This window comes from Stenotrophomonas sp. S41 (assembly GCF_016624625.1).
Lineage (GTDB): Bacteria > Pseudomonadota > Gammaproteobacteria > Xanthomonadales > Xanthomonadaceae > Stenotrophomonas.
The window spans coordinates 1-17,945 of sequence record NZ_JACVTV010000096.1; the positions used below are offsets into that span (position 1 = coordinate 1).

17 protein-coding genes and 2 pseudogenes are annotated in these 17,945 nt (G+C 64.6%); 3 read left to right on the forward strand and 16 right to left on the reverse strand.

Annotation, left to right across the window (positions count from 1 at the left end; all coding sequences use genetic code 11):
* Nucleotides 1-62: 62 nt before the first annotated feature.
* From IAE56_RS16745 to aroE, 4 genes are all read right to left on the reverse strand, one after another.
* On the reverse strand, nucleotides 63-353 hold the full coding sequence (locus tag IAE56_RS16745) for a hypothetical protein (protein ID WP_200753292.1): 291 nt from the start codon (nucleotides 351-353) through the stop codon (nucleotides 63-65).
* Between the two features lie 204 nt (nucleotides 354-557).
* A complete protein-coding gene (gene dinG / locus IAE56_RS16750; RefSeq protein WP_200753293.1) occupies nucleotides 558-2,660 on the reverse strand; it encodes an ATP-dependent DNA helicase DinG in 2,103 nt (700 codons plus the stop codon).
* A gap of 228 nt (nucleotides 2,661-2,888) precedes the next feature.
* Nucleotides 2,889-3,254, reverse strand: coding sequence for a hypothetical protein (locus IAE56_RS16755; RefSeq protein WP_200753294.1), 366 nt, complete (start codon nucleotides 3,252-3,254; stop codon nucleotides 2,889-2,891).
* Between the two features lie 3 nt (nucleotides 3,255-3,257).
* The gene (aroE, locus tag IAE56_RS16760; RefSeq protein ID WP_108770392.1) at nucleotides 3,258-4,103 is read right to left on the reverse strand and encodes a shikimate dehydrogenase; all 846 of its coding nucleotides are present in this window, start codon (nucleotides 4,101-4,103) and stop codon (nucleotides 3,258-3,260) included.
* Between the two features lie 48 nt (nucleotides 4,104-4,151).
* On the opposite strand from aroE, the gene IAE56_RS16765 reads away from it, so the two are divergent.
* Complete coding sequence (locus tag IAE56_RS16765; protein ID WP_200753295.1) at nucleotides 4,152-5,015, forward strand: PD40 domain-containing protein; 864 nt, start codon at nucleotides 4,152-4,154, stop codon at nucleotides 5,013-5,015.
* A gap of 82 nt (nucleotides 5,016-5,097) precedes the next feature.
* Here the strand turns inward: IAE56_RS16765 and IAE56_RS16770 are convergent, their stop codons facing one another.
* The 4 genes from IAE56_RS16770 to IAE56_RS16785 all read right to left on the reverse strand — a co-directional run bounded on the left by IAE56_RS16770 (nucleotide 5,098) and on the right by IAE56_RS16785 (nucleotide 7,714).
* The gene (locus IAE56_RS16770; protein WP_108770394.1) at nucleotides 5,098-5,367 is read right to left on the reverse strand and encodes a hypothetical protein; all 270 of its coding nucleotides are present in this window, start codon (nucleotides 5,365-5,367) and stop codon (nucleotides 5,098-5,100) included.
* A gap of 33 nt (nucleotides 5,368-5,400) precedes the next feature.
* Nucleotides 5,401-6,390 carry a porphobilinogen synthase gene (gene hemB, locus IAE56_RS16775; protein WP_200753296.1) on the reverse strand — a complete coding sequence of 330 codons (990 nt, stop codon included), beginning with the start codon at nucleotides 6,388-6,390 and terminating at the stop codon, nucleotides 5,401-5,403.
* Between the two features lie 19 nt (nucleotides 6,391-6,409).
* A complete protein-coding gene (locus tag IAE56_RS16780; RefSeq protein WP_200753297.1) occupies nucleotides 6,410-7,327 on the reverse strand; it encodes a bestrophin family ion channel in 918 nt (305 codons plus the stop codon).
* Nucleotides 7,328-7,465: 138 nt separating this feature from the next.
* Nucleotides 7,466-7,714 carry a hypothetical protein gene (locus IAE56_RS16785; protein WP_108770397.1) on the reverse strand — a complete coding sequence of 83 codons (249 nt, stop codon included), beginning with the start codon at nucleotides 7,712-7,714 and terminating at the stop codon, nucleotides 7,466-7,468.
* Nucleotides 7,715-7,897: 183 nt separating this feature from the next.
* On the opposite strand from IAE56_RS16785, the gene IAE56_RS16790 reads away from it, so the two are divergent.
* Nucleotides 7,898-8,356 (forward strand): hypothetical protein, encoded by a 459-nt coding sequence (locus IAE56_RS16790; RefSeq protein WP_108770398.1) that lies wholly within the window; start codon nucleotides 7,898-7,900, stop codon nucleotides 8,354-8,356.
* A 153-nt stretch (nucleotides 8,357-8,509) separates the two neighbouring features.
* Here IAE56_RS16790 and IAE56_RS16795 read toward each other — a convergent pair whose 3' ends face one another.
* From IAE56_RS16795 to IAE56_RS16820, 6 genes and pseudogenes are all read right to left on the reverse strand, one after another.
* Nucleotides 8,510-10,306 carry a DUF885 domain-containing protein gene (locus tag IAE56_RS16795; RefSeq protein WP_200753298.1) on the reverse strand — a complete coding sequence of 599 codons (1,797 nt, stop codon included), beginning with the start codon at nucleotides 10,304-10,306 and terminating at the stop codon, nucleotides 8,510-8,512.
* A 149-nt stretch (nucleotides 10,307-10,455) separates the two neighbouring features.
* Nucleotides 10,456-10,818, reverse strand: coding sequence for a hypothetical protein (locus IAE56_RS21155; protein ID WP_325167200.1), 363 nt, complete (start codon nucleotides 10,816-10,818; stop codon nucleotides 10,456-10,458).
* Between the two features lie 32 nt (nucleotides 10,819-10,850).
* The gene (locus IAE56_RS21160) at nucleotides 10,851-11,318 is read right to left on the reverse strand and encodes a hypothetical protein (protein ID WP_234456147.1); all 468 of its coding nucleotides are present in this window, start codon (nucleotides 11,316-11,318) and stop codon (nucleotides 10,851-10,853) included.
* Between the two features lie 426 nt (nucleotides 11,319-11,744).
* Nucleotides 11,745-12,507 (reverse strand): annotated as a pseudogene (locus IAE56_RS16810) (RHS repeat-associated core domain-containing protein); the annotation flags it as partial.
* 239 nt (nucleotides 12,508-12,746) lie between these two features.
* Nucleotides 12,747-13,238: a hypothetical protein gene (locus tag IAE56_RS16815; RefSeq protein WP_200753299.1), complete on the reverse strand. Its 492-nt coding sequence runs from the start codon at nucleotides 13,236-13,238 to the stop codon at nucleotides 12,747-12,749.
* 876 nt (nucleotides 13,239-14,114) lie between these two features.
* Nucleotides 14,115-14,375, reverse strand: a complete 261-nt coding sequence (locus tag IAE56_RS16820; protein WP_200753300.1) for a hypothetical protein — start codon at nucleotides 14,373-14,375, stop codon at nucleotides 14,115-14,117.
* A gap of 340 nt (nucleotides 14,376-14,715) precedes the next feature.
* Between IAE56_RS16820 and IAE56_RS16825 the strand changes: the two are divergent.
* Nucleotides 14,716-15,021: pseudogene (locus tag IAE56_RS16825) on the forward strand (IS30 family transposase); the annotation flags it as partial.
* Nucleotides 15,022-15,264: 243 nt separating this feature from the next.
* Here IAE56_RS16825 and IAE56_RS16830 read toward each other — a convergent pair.
* Together IAE56_RS16830 and IAE56_RS16835 are read right to left on the reverse strand one after the other, a co-directional pair.
* Nucleotides 15,265-15,657: an ankyrin repeat domain-containing protein gene (locus IAE56_RS16830; RefSeq protein WP_200753301.1), complete on the reverse strand. Its 393-nt coding sequence runs from the start codon at nucleotides 15,655-15,657 to the stop codon at nucleotides 15,265-15,267.
* On the reverse strand, nucleotides 15,644-17,945 hold a 2,302-nt coding region (locus IAE56_RS16835; protein ID WP_325167201.1), incomplete at its 5' end, for an RHS repeat-associated core domain-containing protein. The genes IAE56_RS16835 and IAE56_RS16830, both read right to left, overlap by 14 nt.

The window sequence follows — 17,945 nt, forward strand, 5'->3', positions numbered from 1 at the left end:
GTATTCAACCCCGGTGGGGCCGCACCCCTTCCCCACAACGGGCTCCGACCCCGGCACAGCATTCAGATCACGAACGGCTCGCCATCCAGGCGGCACGCCCCTGCTGAAATGTGGATCGCACCGCCGGACTGCAGCTCAAACACCACGCGGATGAGACCTTCGGCGCGATCTTCGCTCGCCGTCACGTCGTTGATCGATGCACTCGGTCCCCAGGGTTCGCTCCTGTCCAGCATCACGTGCTCCACCGCATCGAACTGCAGGCGGCACTCGGTTTGAGTTGAATCGCGCAGGACGAGTTCAAACGTCGCGGCGATCCAGTCACTGTGGGTCGCGATGATGGTCCAGTCGTGCATGTGGCCTCCCTCCGCGCGTGCAGTCGCGCCATGGTAGTCCTATCTTCGAGGTTGCCGGCCAGCGGCCGGCACTACCCGTGCTGGTTGGTTACGGTGCCATGCGTGCTGGGGTCAGAGCCCTTCCTGCGGAAGGGATCCGACCCCGGATCGCGGCATGGGGTCGGATCCCTTCCGCAGGAAGGGCTCTGACCCCACCGGCGCGGCTCAGCCGATCACGCGCTTGAACGGCGGCAGCGCGTCGATGATGCGCTTGCCGTAGCGGCGGGTCAGCAGCCGCGAATCGAGGATGACCACACGGCCGGTGTCGGTGGACGTGCGGATCAGGCGGCCGGCGAACTGGGTGAGCGTGCGCAGCGCGTGCGGGATGGCGATCAGGTTGAAGGCGTTCATGCCGCGCGCCTCCACCCATTCGCTCAGCGTGGCGGTCTGCGGGTCGGTCGGCACCGCGAACGGCACCTGGGTGATGACCACCGTGGTGCAGGCTTCGCCGGGCAGGTCCAGGCCTTCGCCGAACGAGTTCAGGCCGAACAGCACCGAGCCTTCGCCCGCAGCGACGCGGCGCAGGTGTTCGTCGATCAGCCGGGTCTTGGACATGTCGCCCTGCACCAGCACCTGCTTGCGGCGTGCGGCCGACATCAGGCCGGCCACCTTCTCCATCTTCCAGCGCGAGGTGAACAGCACCATCGAGCCCTTGGCCCAGTCCAGTTCCTGGTCGAGGTAGCGCGCCACTTCGCGCGGATGGCCTTCGCGGTCATCGGGCGTAACCGGGAACTTCGGAATGATCAATTCGGCCTGGTTGGGCAGGTCGAACGGCGAGGCCAGCGAGACCATCTCCGCTTCCGGCGGGATGCCGTTGTCGATGGCCAGCGACTGGAAGTCGCCGCCGCCGGTCAACGTGGCCGAGGTCATCACCACCGAATCCACTTCATCCCACAGCAGCTTGCGCAGCACGTGCGCGGCCGACACCGGCGAGCCGTGCAGCACCAGGTCGCCATCGCGGGTAGCGGTGACCCAGCGCGCGGTGGGCGGCGCGCCGTCCTTGTCCTCGCGGCGCCAGGCCTGCCACAGGTTGTACTGCTGCTCGATCATTTCCAGCGCCATGCCGAGGTTGCGCTGCAGGCGCTCGCGCGCAGCATCGTCCGGCTTGCCCTTGGCCACCTGTGCCGTGGCGGCGTGGGCCCAGTTGTAGAGGCTGCGGGTATCGTCGGCCAGCGCTTCGATCGGCTCGCGCCAGGCCTCGGGCAGGCGCCCGTTGGCGGCGCGCCACATCGGGTCTTCGTCGGCCGGGGCCGGCATCCACACCGCTTCCACGTGGTCGCGGAAGGCGCGCAGCTGCTTGGCCACGTTGCTGGCCACGTCGATGGCTTCGTTCGGCAGCAGGTTGCCCAGGCGGTCCTTGTCGACCGCACGGTAGGCACCGGCAATCAGGATCTGCAGGCGGCCGGTGCGCTTGGCCATCTCGTCCAGGGCCAGGCTGGCCGCGCCCTGGTCGATGGCCACGTTGCCGATGTGGTGGCCTTCGTCCAGCACCAGCAGCATGTCCGACGGCGCGGCGATCATCGGCTGGCCGTTGTCGCTGTCACCAATGGACAGCGCCGACAGCAGCAGCGCGTGGTTGGTCACCACGATCTGCGCATCGCGCACGGTGTTGCGTGAGCGCAGCACCGCGCATTGCGCCGAATACGCGCAGCGGCGCCCGGCACAGGCCGAGGCGGGCGTGGTGATGCGGCTGCGCAGGCCGGGGCTGATGGTTTCCGGCGCGTTGTCGATGTCACCGTCCCACGTGCCGCTGGTGAAGGCATCGGAGAGGCGCTTGGCGATGTCCATTTCGATGGGCGCCAGCGGCCGGTCGTACAGCGGCGCTTCGTCCTCGAACATGCCGCCCTGCGCGCCCTCGCCCTGCGCTTCGGCAGCATTGCGCGTGCACAGGTAGCGGGTGCGGCCCTTGGCCAGGGCCACGGTCGCTTCCAGGCCGGTGGCCTTGAGGAAATTGGGAATGTCGCGCTCGACCAGCTGCGACTGCAGGGCCACGGTGCCGGTGCTGATGACCAGCTTCTTCTTGCTGGCCAGGGCGATCGGTACGCCCGCGGTGAGGTAGCCCAGACTCTTGCCGACGCCGGTCGGTGCCTCGACCACGCCGACGCCGCCACTGGTGGACAGCGCACGCGACACCACGCCGATCATCTGGCTCTGCGAGCGGCGGGTGGAGAAGCCGGGGGTGTTGGCCTGCAGCGTCGTGTACGCCTTGCGGATCGCGTCCTTCAAGGCGTCATCGAGCTTGCGCGGGGCGGCGACGGTTTCGGTCACGCCGGGAACTACCGTGGCTGGATCAGGCCGGCCATTGTCGCATGGCCGGCCACCGGGACCGAGGCGCGGGCGCTGAACAGGGTCAGCGGCGTCGGGGGTTGGCGGTCATGGGTTGCATTGACGCGCCGGGCAGGGGCGGATGCGGCGTTGCCAGCCCATCAACAGTAGCGCCGGGCCATGCCCGGCGGCTCTGTCAGGACCGCTGCGCCCGCCGGGCATGGCCCGGCACTACCGGCCTGCGGCAGGCGGCAGCGGCGGCCGCTGGCGCAGCACGCGCACCAGCGCCCAGATCACCAGCACGATGCCGAAGGCGCTCAGCAGCGACAGCACGAACTGCACGCCGCCCAGCACCGCGCTCATCGCCGAGATGGCGGTGAAATCACCGCTGCTGACCATCCACAGCGGCACCACGTTGGCAACCACGCCACCGAGGTTGGCCACCAGCAGCAGCACCAGGCCCGCCAGCGCGCCGCTGCGGGCCGCATCACGCGGCGCACCCACCACCCAGACCAGGCCGACGCACAGCGCGATCAGCACCGGCAGGCGCACGCCGATCATGCTCAGCACGCCCAGCAGCAGCGAGGAGCTGTCCATGGCTCAGTCCTGGCCGGCAAACGCGCCGGCACCGGCACGCAGCTGCTGGTAGACCTCGTCGGTCTGCGGGCGCACGCCATGCCACTGCAGGAAGCTCTCGGCAGCCTGCTCGACCAGCATGCCCAGGCCATCGACGGTATTGCGGCAGTTGGCCGCGCGTGCCCAGGCCAGGAAGGCGATGGCCGCCTCGCCATAGTTCAGGTCCACCGCGGTGGTCATCGAATTGACCAGCGACAGCGGCAGCTTGAACTCCACGTCGCGGTCGCGGCCGGCCGAGGTGGCGTTGAGGATCAGTTCGAAATCGCCCAGGTCGCGCAGGTCTTCCCAGTAGCGGCTGAGCGCGCGGCCCGGCTCGCCCATGGCATCGATCAGTTCGTCGGCGCGTTCCGGCGTGCGGTTGACCACCACCAGCTCGGTGATGCCGGCATCGAGCAGCGCCGGGGCGACGCTGCGTGCCGAACCACCGGCGCCGATCAGCAGCACGCGGCGGCCGCGCAGGTCCAGGCCGTGGCGGTCGGTCAGATCACGCACCAGGCCGATGCCATCGGTGGTGTCACCGTGCCAGCGGTCGCCCTTGCGCAGCAGGGTGTTGACCGAGCCGGCACGGCGCGCGCGCGCGGTCAGCGTGGTGCACGCCGAGAACGCGGCTTCCTTGTGCGGCGAGGTGACGTTGGCACCGACACCGCCTTCGGCGGCGAAGGCGTCCAGCCCGGCCAGGAAGGCGTCCGGGGCCAGGTCGATCGCGCGGTAGTCGATGCTGATGCCTTCCTGGCGACCGAATGTCGCGTGGATCAGCGGCGACTTCGAGTGGGCAACGGGGTGTCCGAAGACGGCGTAACGATCGGTCATGGAATCCTCAAGCTGGCTAGACTGGTGCACTTTCGTGCAAGGACCCGGATGATGCGCATCACCCCGACCCTGCTGGTGCTTGCCGCCAGTCTACTCTCTGCCCCCGTGGCGATGGCGTTGAACGAGTACGGCATCGAGGGCATGGGCGTGGTCTCCACCCGCGCCGAGGAGGGCCGGGCGACGATCAGTGCCGACGGCCAGCGCATCGTCTTCGCCCGCCACGGCGAGGCAGGCTGGGGGCTGTGGCAGGCACGGGTGGTGGACGGCCGCTGGCAGCAGGCCCAAGCCCTGCCGGTAGGTGTGGCCGGCGAGGCGCTGGATCCTTATTTCAGCCGTGATGGCCATTGGCTGCTGTTTGCCGCCGGCCGCGCGGGGAAACTGGCGCTGTACCGCGCAGCGGTGGCCGCCGATGGCAGCGTGGGCCGCGCGCAGCCGCTGGCCGGCAAGGATGGCAGCCGTGCCGAGCGTGGCGCGGCCCTCAGCGCCGATGGCCGCCGGCTGCTGTTCGCGCGCGACCAGGGCCGTGGCGCGGGCTGGGATCTGTTCGTGGCGCCGCTGGATGCGCAGGGCGTGCGCGGCGCCGCCGTGGCCCTGGCCGCCCTCAACACGGCCGCTGACGAGACCGACGGCGATTGGCTGGGCAATGACGGCGCGGTGGTGTTCAGCCGTGGCAACGGCGAGGCCGCGCAGGTGATGACCAGCGCCTGCGCCTGGACCGGTGCCGCGCTGCAGCCGCTGGGGCTGTCGTTCAACCAGACCGGCGGCTGGACCGGCGCGCCGGTGGTCGACAACGCGAAACCGGGCGAGATGATGGTGGCCAGCAGTGCGGCCAGGGCGCCGCGTGCCGGTGGCGTGGATGTGTACCGGTTGGCGGTGCCGAAGGTGGCGGCCGTGGCCGGGTGCGTGCGGTAGATCCACGCCGTGCGTGGATGACGCCCGCGATGGGGTCAGAGCCCTTTCCTGCGGAAAGGGATCCGACCCCGGGCCGCGTCGATCAGCGCGCCAACACCTGGGCGCGCTGCTTCTCGTAATCGATCTCGCTCAGCTGGCCGTTGTCCTTGCGGCGGTTCAGCGCGGCCAGTTCGGCCTGCACGCTTTCCGGCAGGGCCTGCTCACGGGCCACGTGGGCGGCGGCGGAGAGCTGCTCCGGCGGGCGCCGGCTGGCACGCCAGGCCGCCACGAACACGCCGACGATGATGGCGCCGAACACCAGCGTGCCGGTGCCCCAGATCAGCCATTGCATCCATCCCATTTCCGGTCCCATCGCGTGTTCCTCCGTCCGTCGTGAGCGCTATTGTCAGCGCTCGCGCAGCCAACGCGCCACCTGCGGCGCGAAATAGGTCAGTACGCCATCGGCGCCGGCGCGCTTGAAGCCCAGCAGCGATTCCAGCACGCAGGCGCGTTCGTCCAGCCAGCCATTGGCGAAGGCGGCCTTCATCATCGCGTACTCGCCGCTGACCTGGTAGGCGAAGGTCGGCACGCCGAACTTCTCCTTCACCCGGCGCACCAGGTCCAGGTAGGGCATGCCCGGCTTGACCATCACCATGTCCGCGCCCTCTTCCAGGTCCAGCGCGATCTCGCGCAGGGCCTCGTCGCCGTTGGCCGGGTCCATCTGGTAGGTCTTCTTGTCGGCCTTGCCGAGGCTGCCGGCGCTGCCCACGGCATCCCGGAACGGGCCGTAGAACGCCGAGGCGTACTTGGCCGAGTAGGCCATGATGCGCACGTTGAGGTGGTGGTCGGCATCCAGCGCACGACGGATCGCGCCGATGCGGCCGTCCATCATGTCCGAGGGCGAAATGATGTCGGCGCCGGCTTCGGCATGCGACAGCGACTGCTTGACCAGCGCTTCAACGGTGATGTCGTTGAGCACGTAGCCCTTGTCGTCGATGATCCCGTCCTGGCCGTGCGTGGTGTACGGGTCCAGGGCCACGTCGGTCATCACCCCCAGTTCCGGGAAGCGCGTCTTCAGCGCACGGATCGCGCGCTGGGCCAGGCCGTCCTCGGCCCACGCCGCCGACGCATCCAGCGACTTCTGCGAGCTGTCGATCACCGGGAACAGGTCGATCACCGGGATGCCCAGTTCCAGCGCCTCTTCGGCCACCTTCAGCAGCTCCTCGATCGACAGCCGCTCCACGCCGGGCATCGACGGAACGGCGGTGCGGCCGGCCAGCTCGTGCACGAACACCGGGTAGATCAGGTCGTCGGTGGTCAGCGTGTTTTCGCGCATCAGGCGGCGCGAGAACTCGTCATGGCGCATGCGCCGCGGGCGGTAATGGGGATGAGTCATGGCAGGCTCCGAGGAGTGGCTATTGCAACAGGTAGCCCTGCGGCAGCAGGGGTTCGGGCAGGGGGCGTTCGCCGAGCGCGTCGAGCTGGTCGATCTCGATCGTGCGCACCATGGCGTCCAGCGGCAGGTCGTTCGGCTCCAGGCCGAAGGGCTCTTCCATCTCCTCGCCCAGCTGGTCCAGGCCGAAGAAGGCGTAGGCCAGCACCGCCGACAGCACCGGCGTGCCCCAGCCCAGCGAGCTGGCCAGGCCGAACGGCAGCAGCACGCAGAACATCCACGCGCAGCGGTGCAGCAGCAGGGTGTAGGCGAACGGCAGCGGCGTGCTGAGGATGCGCTCGCAGCCGGCCTGGATGGAGGACATCGCGTGCAGGCGGTCTTCCAGCTGGGTGTAGAGGATCGGCTCCAGCTCGCCGCTGCGCAGCGCCTGGGCCAGCTCGGCGGCGATCATCGACAGCAGCGCATCGGGCATGTTCTCGCGCTCGGCCAGCTGCTCGCGCTGCGGCTTGTCCAGCCACGGCAGCGCCACCAGGGCGACGATGCGCCCGCGCAGGCGTGCGGCCAGGGCATGAGCGAAGGCGGTGGTGAGGTAGGCGATGCGGCGGCGGCGGCCGCTGTCGTCGGCCAGCAGCAGGTGCACCTGGCGCGCCAGCGAACGCGATTCGTAGATCAGCTGGCCCCACAGCTTGCGGCCTTCCCACCAGCGGTCGTAGCAGGCGCTGTTGCGGAAGCTGAGGAAGATCGACAGGACCAGGCCGAGCAGGGTGAACGGGGTGACCGAGACCCGCTCGATGCCGAATGGCGGGGCCAGTTCCACCACCGCCGCCACGGCGATGGACAGCACCAGGATGGCCAGCACCTTGGGCGCGATGGCCGGCACGATGGAACCGCGCAGGATGTACAGCAGTTGCCAGCCGTGGGGACGGGAACGAATGATCATGGGGTCAGCCGCGCCGGGCGCGGTTTCACAGGCACGCGGGGGGCTCGCGCAGCCCGGCATTGTACTCCCCTGCCCGGCGCCGGGCCGTGGGGCTGCGACGCCCGGTCGCACCCATGGGCGCGACTCGGAGCAGCTTGCTCAGATCACGCCGCCGCCCAGGCTCAGGCGGACGATGCCGACCAGCACCACGATGCCGTTCAGGACCAGCCCGGTCTTGGCGCGGCCGCGCTTGCTGGGGTGGGTGAAGAGGATGCCCAGCGCGGCGATGACCGCGCCCACCGCCGCGAACGGGATCAGGAACCAGTTGCCCCAGCCCAGCAGCGGGATCAGGGCCAGGATCATCCACAGCAGCGCCACGATGCCCCACAACAGACTGATCACACCCATGCCCAGCTCCCCTCAGATCGGTTCCTTCCCCAACATTAGCCTGTCCCGTGGCTGCCGCCTACCGCCGTTGGCGACACGCTCACCCGCCCCGTGCCAGCATGCGGCCATGCCCCGGGCGAAGGTGTTGGCGCCGATTCAGAGTCCCCGGCCGATGATCCGAACTGTCCTACAGGGGTAAACGCCATGAACATCCGTTGGCTCGCTTTGACCGCCATGCTGCTGGCCGCTGCCGGTTGCGCCAGCACCTCCAAGGTGATGCTGGGCCGCGCGCGTGCGCCGATCGACCCGGCGCAGGTGCAGATCTATTCCACCCCGCCGGCCGGTTCGCTGGAAATCGCCCAGCTGGAATCGTCCTCGGCGGTCGGTTTCGGTACCCAGGGCCAGACCGATGCGGCCGTGGCGCGACTCAAGCGCGAAGCCGCAGCGCTGGGCGCCAACGGCGTGATCCTGATGGGCGTGGGCAGCAGCGGCTCCCCGGTGGGCATGTCGGTGGGCGCCGGCAGCTACGGCTCGCACGTGGGCGGCGGCGTCGGCATCGGTATTCCGACCACGCAGAAGCGCGCGGCCGGTGTCGCGATCTGGGTGCCGAACCCGGAGGCCCCGGCACGGTTGCCGACGCAGACGATTACCCCGCAGCGCTGATCAGTAGATCCACGCCATGCGTGGATGGGCCTTCCCGGTAATCCCCGGGGTCAGAGCCCTTTCCCTGCGGAAAGGGATCCGACCCCTGCATCGGTAGCGCCGGGCCATGCCCGGCGGCTTTTTCCCGCTGCGCTCGCCGGGCATGGCCCGGCGCTACCGGTACTTCGGCACGAACTGCTGCTGCACGGCTTCAGCCAACTGGTCCGGCGGCAGCAGGCCCTGGTCGAGCAGGAAGTTGTTGAACGCCAGGCGGTCGAACTTCGCGCCCAGCGCCAGCTCGGTCTGCATGCGCAGTTCCAGGATACGGGTGTAACCGTAGAAGTAGCTGCCCGCCTGGCCCGGCATGCGCACGGTGTAGCGGTCCAGTTCCTGGGTCGCCATCGCCTTGGACAGGCCCACCTGCTCCATCAGCACGCGCTCGCCGTTGGCACGGTCGGTCAGGCCCAGGTTGAGCATCGGGTCGAGCATGGCGCGGGCCGCGCGCAGCAGGCGGAACTGCAGCGCGATCATCTGCCCGTCCAGCGGCTCGTACGGCACCATCTCGGCCTCGGCATACAGCGCCCAGCCTTCCACGTTCACCGAATTGAACGCGAACATGGTGCGCGCCAGCGACACGCCGCGCTCGACCATCGCGGTGAACTGCAGCTCGTGGCCGGGGCGGCCCTCGTGCGCGCTCAGCGTCCACGCCGCCGAGCCGAAGTTGAAATCATCGTACTGCGCGCCCGGGCCTGCGGCCGGGTTGCCCAGCGGCAGCACGAAGGTGCCCTGCTGCCCGGTGTTGTTGACCAGCGGCGCCGGCAGGAAGTGCGGGGCCGGGCTGGCCGCGCTCTCCGCCGCCGAGCCCAGGCGCATCTGCATGGCACGCTTGGGCACGTCGACAATGCCGTGTTCGCGGATCAGCGGATCAATCGCGTCGATCACCTTGCGGTAGTGACCTTCCAGCTGATCGTCAGCGATCTTGTCGGCCTTCAGCGCGCGGATCACCGCCACCGGGTCGCTGGGGTCGGCCACCTTCAGGCCCTTCTCCTTCGCCACCAGCGGTGCCAGCTGCTGCATCGCCGAGCGGGTTTCCATGAATTCCAGCTGCGCACGCTGCATCAGCAGCTTCGGGTCGATGTCGATGCCGACCTGCTTGAGCTGGAACGCATACAGCGGGGCCGGCAGGCGTGCGTCGGTGCGCGCCTTCGGCAGCACTTCCTTGCGGGTCCAGGCGGCGTAGTCTTTCATCTGCCCGGCGAGGGCCGTCATCGCCTCATCGGCGCCGGCAATCTGGTACTTCTTCAGCAGCGACTCGATACCGGTGATGTAGGTCTCGACGTTGTCCAGCGACTGCTGCACTTCGATCTTCGTCGGCTGCAGCAGCGTGTTGTCCTTCAGGCGTTCTTCGTAACGCTGGCGCGCCAGCGTGGTGAACGCGGTGCCGCCCGGCTGCAGGCCGGCATAGGCCTTGAGGCGGTCAAGCGCCTTGGCCCGCCGCTCGGCCGGCACCTGGTCGGACAGCAGCAGGTTGAGGCCGCTGAACACCGTCTGCGGCGCGTCGCTCCACGGCAGCAGGTACTTCTCGTTGAGCGTGCTGCCTTCGATGTTCTGGTCGGCGGCGTGGATCATGATCGCCAGATCCTGGCGGACGTTGGGATCCTTCTCCGTGGCCAGCTTCGCCTTCAGCTCATCGCGGGCCTTGGCGATCGCCGCGCGGTAGCGCTTGCCGTTGTCGGGGCCGAGGTCGGCCACCTTGTCGTCGTAGCCGGGCACGCCGAAGAAGCCGGTCTCTTCCGGCTGGAACGGCCCCTGCGCATCCAGCAGGATCTGCGCCAGCGCATTGCTGCGGGCGACCCAGGCCGGGCTGGCCGGCGTGGCGGCCTTGGCAGCCGGCGCGGCCAGGGCCGGCGGGGCGGACAGCAGCGGGGCGGCGGTCAGGGCCAGGGCAACGGCGAGCGCGATCGGCTTCATGGGACACTCCGGGAAAGGGTTGTCCGCAACTTACGCGCTCACGGCGATGGCGACAATCGGCTGGAGGTCATGGGCGGGCAGGCAGCAACCGCTCTGGTAGATGCCCACCTTGGTGGGCGGCTTTTGGGGGGGCCAACCAAGGTTGGCCTCTACCTGGTCGGCCTGCGCGCGTAGCTGTAGTTGGGATCCCGCACGGCACGCACGATCGGGCTTCGTGCGTGCCTGACTGCACCGAGGAACCAACCCAGCACACACAGCACCAGCCAGATCATTCCTGCCCAGACCCATTGGCCCGTGGCTATCGCCCAGATCAAGGGCAACACCGCCAGCATCAGCAGGATCTGCGTGCACACCAGATAGAGCGAGTGGATGCCCAACGGTGGGTCAGAGCGCAGGACGACGCCACACCCGGCACACCGTGTCTGCGCCTGGCGCTTGTCTGCCGAACGCAGGGGAAAGCGCTGGCCGGACGCACCACAAAACGGGCAGGTGAAGGTCAGGAGGCGCGCCACGGAGACTCCAATACGAACGAACAAGTGTCCAACTAACGGTTGATCACCATCTGCAATCCATCACGCAGGACGATCAGCAATGCATCGAGATCCCGCCTTGATATGGAAGCTGACTCCAGCCCGATTGCTCCGGCAATCCCGCAATGCGAAAAAAACACGTCATACGTATCAATCAACTCAGAATGAAAAATCTCCATCGGATCATTTTCAACGACTCTGAAGAGATCCGTCATGAAATTCCAGAAATTGATGACCGTCTCAGGTTCGACCCCGACACCCGAGCGAGCTGAAGACATCAACGAATCAACATCAAACATTGACTCGCCCTCCCAGTCCAGAGCACCTCCAGCAGTCGCGACAGCCAGATCCAGATCATCCCGACTGAAAGCGCGAATAGCCGCTCCATCAATTGACATCAGATGATCATGCTCATCTGACACCCATGCAAACCAAACGATGCTCTCGCCGGCAGAAACTCCAACCGGATAGATATCTGCCATTGTCCCTTAAACCTCCCCGTCCACTCTAAGATCCTCCGGCACATATTCCATCAGAGAATCCTGGCTGAAGTTGAAGAAAAATTCATCCAGAAAACTAGGCTTATCACCACTCGGTGTAAAGTGCGTTTCTGCAAACTTTTTTAGCTTGCTAAGATTTGAGCCCTGCCCTTTCCCTGGATCTTGACCAAATTCCTTACAAACCCGTTCCGCGTACTGAACTGGCGTTTCGCCATTCCTTGGACCTGTTCCGCGCGCCCAGGAAGGTATGTCGTTTTTTGGCTTTCCTCCTTTGGGAGAAATCTTCTGCTGCGGTCTGCCATACCAAGGATGAGACCTACCGCCTCCTGCGCTGACACCCGCTCCCCTACCGGAATTGCCCGGCCCCCGAACAACAACGGGCGGGCGCGCGAGAAGGCATGCAGGGCACAGCCCCAAAGGATCGGAATAAGCGATTGGAGCAGCGTCTACGTACAAGTATGAGCTCAATCCACCGGCCAACCCAATTGGGTCACACTGCGAGTACCTACCCACCGCCGGGTCATACTCCCGCTGGTAGTTGTAGAACATCCCGCTCGCATCCGTCGCCTGCTGCCCCGGGAAACGCAACGCCAGTTCGAACGCCACACCATCCCCATCGGGATCATTGGCCGGCGCCTGGTCGCCAAGCACCTCGCTCTTGTTGCTCCACTCCCAGATTGCAACATCCCGTGCCGGGTCGATCACCACACGCGGCGTACCCAGGTGATCGGGCTGGATGTAAGCAAGCTCCGGCACACTGGCGCCAGCCGCATTGATCAACGCCACCGGGTAGTTGTCCAGCCAGATCGCCTGCTGCTGGGCTTGCCCCGTCACCGAGTAGTTGCCCAGCCACTGTCCGGCTTCGTCGTAGACCGTGATCTGGGCATTTCCGCCTTCCGGGGCGCGCAGTACTCGCTCGCCGCGATGGTTGTAGCCGCAGTGTTCGGCCACCGCCCCAACCAGCTTGACCGCGTTCATGCGGTTGGGGTCGTTGTATGTGAAGGCCTTGGCATCAATGCCCGTCGTGTTGCCTGCAGCATCGTGGCCACGCGCTTCACCGCCCACCGCCCACCGCCACCGCCACCGCCACCAGATGATGGCTGTCAGCCGGGTAACTGTACGTCGAGGTACCCGCCGCGGTGGTGAGCGAGGTGCGATTGCCTGTGACGTCAGAGCCAGATGCGCAGCCGTGCACGTCGCGGATGACCATCGCGAATTTCTCCGCAGTGGTGGACGCACTGGCCGGAAATGCGCCGTCGCCGTCGAACGCCGCTGTCACATCCTCACCGGGCGTGATCGACGTCCTGCTTGGTCATGCTGCGGATCCTCCATTGATGTTCCGCGTGCCGCCTGCAGGATGACGCGGCGGCGGGGCACCTTCACACTGCCGCTGCTCAACTTTTCAGCGGACTAAAGTGCTGCCGAGCACCTGCCGAACACGTTGGCGGGCTTCTCCCGCAGACTCACGGCAACCACCCGGTGCTTCTGCTCACCGCACCCGCCCATGGCCCCATACATGATGAGAAGTCCCTTGTCGTTGACGTAGCCGATGAACGTGCCATGTCCTTCATCCGAAGCGGTCCTGACGAGATAAATGCTCTCCCCGGATGCTGGCTTCAGGCCAATCGACGGCATCGAACCAATCTTCCCTTCAACCTCTGATGCTGATACCACGATCAGCGAATTCTTCAACATCCACTCCGCAATGGCGCCTTCACTATCCGGATCAAGCGTGGAAATGCGATCAAGCGGTAGCGTCATGGAATTTCCAGGGAAGATCGCATCGGATGAAACATCTACCCAGTTCGATTTCCACTCCGCATGTTGAAACTTGTTGATGCTGCACCCGCCAAGCATTGGCAAGAGCAACAGCGCTGCGCGCAGCATGGCTTCTGCTTGCATTTCAATCCCCTCTTAATGCTCTCCCGAACCCGATCATCCGCTAGACCCAGATGCTCTGCCTTGGCGCCCCTTCCAACCGCGTACGGCATTCCCGCAGCACACGCTCCTCTGCGGTCGCCGGCTCCTCCCGCGCGGACCCACAGGCCAGCGCGAATCACATCCGAATCACGTTGACGGGACTGCGCAATTATTTCGAAGCCATCAACCGCCGAAAGTCCTTTCACCAAAGTAGATGTAGAGAATCCTGGATGTCCACCCATCAGCACTTCAATTCTTCTGCCTGACTCCATGATCTCACCGACGTCATAGTCGAGGCCCGGCTCTCGTACTGAGTAGGTCGCGTTGCCGAGCTTGGCGCAGACATCGTAGCGACCACTTAAAACACTTAACTCATCTCTCCTGCATGACGAAAGCAATGCAGCAATAACCACGAGGAGGAATATCCTACTCACAGCCATACCCCTTCCTGACCGCGCCGTTTCCCGCTCCAAGTACGTCCGTGACGTTTTCCTCATTCACCGAACTCATGTCTATCCTTCTTCCCACTATGCTCGGCCCATACTCTCCAAGACCCATGAATCGTTGTAGGTGAACGCCTTGCTTCCGATGCTGATGGTGTTGCCAGCCGCGTCATGGTTGCGGGCTTCGCCATCCGCGGCGGTCAGTCGATGGCTGCTGGCTGGGTAGCTGTAGCTAACGATGCCCGCCGACGTGGTCAGTGAGGTGCGGTTACCCGTAGCGTCGTAGGCATAGGTCTCAATGGGCGTACTGATTGCAGCGTCCTTGGTCTGGGTTAAGAAGCTTTCTGCTTCCCTGAGCCCACAATCCAATTTGGCCGCAGCCGGGAAACGATCATCATCAGTTGTTCGACGAAGTCTACGGACTGATAGTCCAAGGTCCCCCAACATTCAGCTGCATCAGGAATTCTCGACTAAACGGCGCCGTATAATCCGCTTCGAATTTCCAACCATCTTCAAGAGTAACCACAAAATTTCTCGAAATGCAGCGCTTTGACCAAGAAATTTCTGGCATGAGGAAACCGTCCCCCATCAGTTTTCCATCGATCATCAGCACAAGACCGCGGCAATAGTCCGGCTTGCCGTGCATGGCATCAAGATGCGGCGAAAGGAATGCCATTGGAACACTCCTTGCTCCAAACTTCCCTTCCCCGACAACGCCTCGTCGAGGAAGCGAGTCCATGCAAGGGACGACCCCGGATACTTCAAGGAAACCATCTTCATCCATCCTCGCAAGTCGACTTTTCGCAACACTTTCGTAGTCAAGAAGATAGAATTCACTATCAACAAGATCTCCCGCCTTCTTAATTGCAGCCACATTCCCTCCCCGCCGCAGTGGCGGCGCCGTTTACCACCTTGGCCGAGCCACCCCCGACCAAGCCAGCAGTCCAAGATAGGCTTGTATTTCCGGATCACGCGATAGCCCGCGCGGCATCCCCCGCATTTCTCTCCATTATTTCCTGACCTACGACCGCAGCACGGAGATGATCTGCTACAAGGAGCGCATGCGCCGGCTGAACACCGATCTATGGCTCGCCGATCCACATGCGCCTTGGCAACGCGGGAGCAAGGAAAGCACCAATGGCCTGCTGCGCCAGTTCATGCCCTAGGTAGCAGACCTGTCCAAGGCAAGCCAGGAATATCTCAACAATGTGGCTGACTTGATGAACGCACGCCCGCGACAAACGTTTGGTTGAAAGATCCCGAATCAAGCACTGGAAGAGGAATTCGCAAAGTTCAATGCAAGTCTAGCGCTTGCAGGTTGACACCGCCCCGCCCCTGGCAACCAGTGGACCAATTAGCCCAGCACATCTTTGGCGATGACACTACTTTCTTCCGCAGATCAATCGTTCCATGACCAACTCAATTTGCTTGAATGAGGACGCCGGCATCTGTCAATGAAGCATGGATTCTGGTTGCTGAAGTCACCTGTGGCAGCCCAACTCTCCTAAATTTCGCGTTCTGAAACGCCGTAGCCTGTCGGCCAGAATGGAGCTGCGCAGTAGAACTCAGCCCTTGTTTCTCATGCCAGCCTCCACACGCGCAATCAAGCGCTGGAATCCTGGCTTCGACTTCATAAAATCCAAGACTGACCACCCATCTTCGGCTTCTATAAATGGATCTGCGCCACACGAAAGAAGATATTCGACAGCCTCGACATTTCCGTGTAGAGCGGCGGCCGCCATTGGCGTCAACCCGATATCTCCGATGACATCGATGTTGGTTACGTAAGGCATTAGCTCCCTCAGAAGATCCACCTCGTTACCAGCCGCCGCTGAATGAAGCGGCGTGTCATCACAAACACCATGAGTCTCTGGACTAACCAGATCGTATCCTTCGAACGTGTACTCTTCCGCAAACTTTGACAGAATCTTCTGAAGCTTTTCATCACTTGCATTCATCCGGACACTCCTTGCGAAATTGCTCTTCAAGAATCTTGAGCCGAGCCCAATCCTGCAAATTCTGTGCAAGATGCCGTCCGCCAGGGTACTTGGGCGTCATCCACTTCATGTCCCAGGCGTGTCGACGCAAGGCTACATCCCTTAGGAATTCGATTCTATTCTTCAAGTTTTTACAAGGATCGTCATCCCTTTGATAGCCCTTCTTTTGAATTTCTTTGTACTTCTCATACTCGGCCTTTCTGCGAGCGCCATCAGAAAGCCAGGCTGCATTCATGACTGCGGAAAGCATGGTCGCGTTGCCGCTAGTCGGGTCCAGCCAAGCGCTCGTATCCGTGACCTGGCTAGCTAAAGCCGCAGCGCCAATCGCCCCGGCCACGTCAGCACCGGACTGGTCGGATTGGCTATTCCCCTGATTCTGAAGAAGTCGCTGAAGCTCCCTTAGCCCGCTAGGATCACTCGATGAAATGGGTGCTCCGCTGACATAGGAGTACATCGATATCCCGCCCTCCAACCCAATCGGATCACTCTGCGAGTACCGCCCCACCGTCGGGTCATACTCCCGCTGGTAGTTGTAGAACATCCCACTCGCATCCGTCGCCTGCTGGCCCGGGAAACGCAGTGCCAGTTCGAACGCCACACCATCGCCATCGGGATCATTGGCCGGCGCCTGGTCGCCAAACACCTCGCTCTTGTTGCTCCACTCCCAGATTGCAACATCCCGCACCGGGTCGATCACCACGCGCGGCGTTCCCAGGTGATCGGGCTGGATGTAGGCCAGCTCCGGCACACCCGTGCTGGGTACATTGATCAAGGCCACCGGGTAGTCGTCCAGCCAGATCGCCTGCTGCTGCGCCACGCCCGTTGCCGAGTAGTTGCCCAGCCACTGCCCTGCTTCGTCGTATACCGTGATCTGCGCGTTACCACCGGCTGGCGTGCGCAACACGCGCTCACCGCGATGGTTGTAGCCGTAGCTTTCCAGCACCGCATTGCCCTGCTTCACCGCATTCATACGGTTGGCGTCGTTGTAGGTGAACGCCTTGCTGCCGATGCTGGTGGTGTTGCCCACTGCGTCATGGCTACGCGCCTCGCCACCCACCGCAGTCAAGCGATGGCTGGTGGCGGGGTAGGTGTAGCTGGCGATACCGGCCGACGTGGTCAGCGAGGCGCGGTTGCCCGTGGCGTCATAGCCATAGGTTTCAATCGGCGTGCCCGTCGTACCGTCCTGAGTCTGGGTCAGGCGACCCAGCGTGTCATAGGCGTACTTCGCAAGCACGGCTGAACTGGTGCCGTTCTTCAACTCGGTGATCGAGCCCACCGCGTCATAGCCAAAGCCCAGGGACAGCCCGCCGGCCGCCGGGTCATGCACGGCCTGCGGGCGGTAATCCAGATCCAGCGGGCGCTGCAGCTGGCGGCCGTTTCCATAGGTCCAGCCAGTGGCCGGGCCGAATGCCGCATAGGTCACGTCGTTGACCACGACCTGCCGCGCCTGCCCTGGCCGGGTCAGACCGATCTGATTGATGCGGCCCAGCGTGTCCCGCACGTAGTCAGCCACGCTGCCATCCGGATAGGTCAGCGATGCGAGGCGACCGGACTTGCTATAGGTGTAGCGCAAGGTGCTGCTGACGCCGTTCACGGTCTGCACCTTGCGGGTGATCTGGCCGAAGCGGTCGTGGCAGTACTGGGTGCTGCCATTGGCATGCAGCACCTGCCCCAGCCGGCCGGTAGCAAAGCGCTCGTCGCTTGCACACACCGCCGGGGCCACGTCGTAGTGATAGCCCACATCCATGTTGGGGTCAGGGTAGGCCACGCCAACCAGACGATTGAGCGCGTCATAGCTGTAGGTAGCGGTAATACCGCGCGCATCGGTACGGGTCTTGCGGTTACCTGCACTGTCCACGGTGAAACCGGTAGTGCCGCTGTCCGGGCTGACCTGTGTGGTCAGGTCGCCGAAGCCGTTGTAGGCGTAGGTGGTATGCAGGCCCTTCGGGTCAGTCACCTGGGTCACCTGGTCCAAGGCGTTGTACTGGCTCCCGATCTCCGCCTCCACGCCGCCCACGTCCTGCAGGGTCTGCGCCAGCCGGTTCAGCGGATCATGCTGCTGGCGGGTCACGCGCTGCAGGGCGTCGGTGATCGTCTGCGGATTGCCGCTGGCATCGTAGGTGAAGCCGGTGGCGTGGCCGCTGGCATCCTTCAACGCGGTCAGCTGGCCCAGGGTGTTGTAGGTCCGCGCCAGTGTGCGCCGCAGCGTGCCGCCTGCATCCACGGTGTTTTCGTCCAGGCGGTTGCCG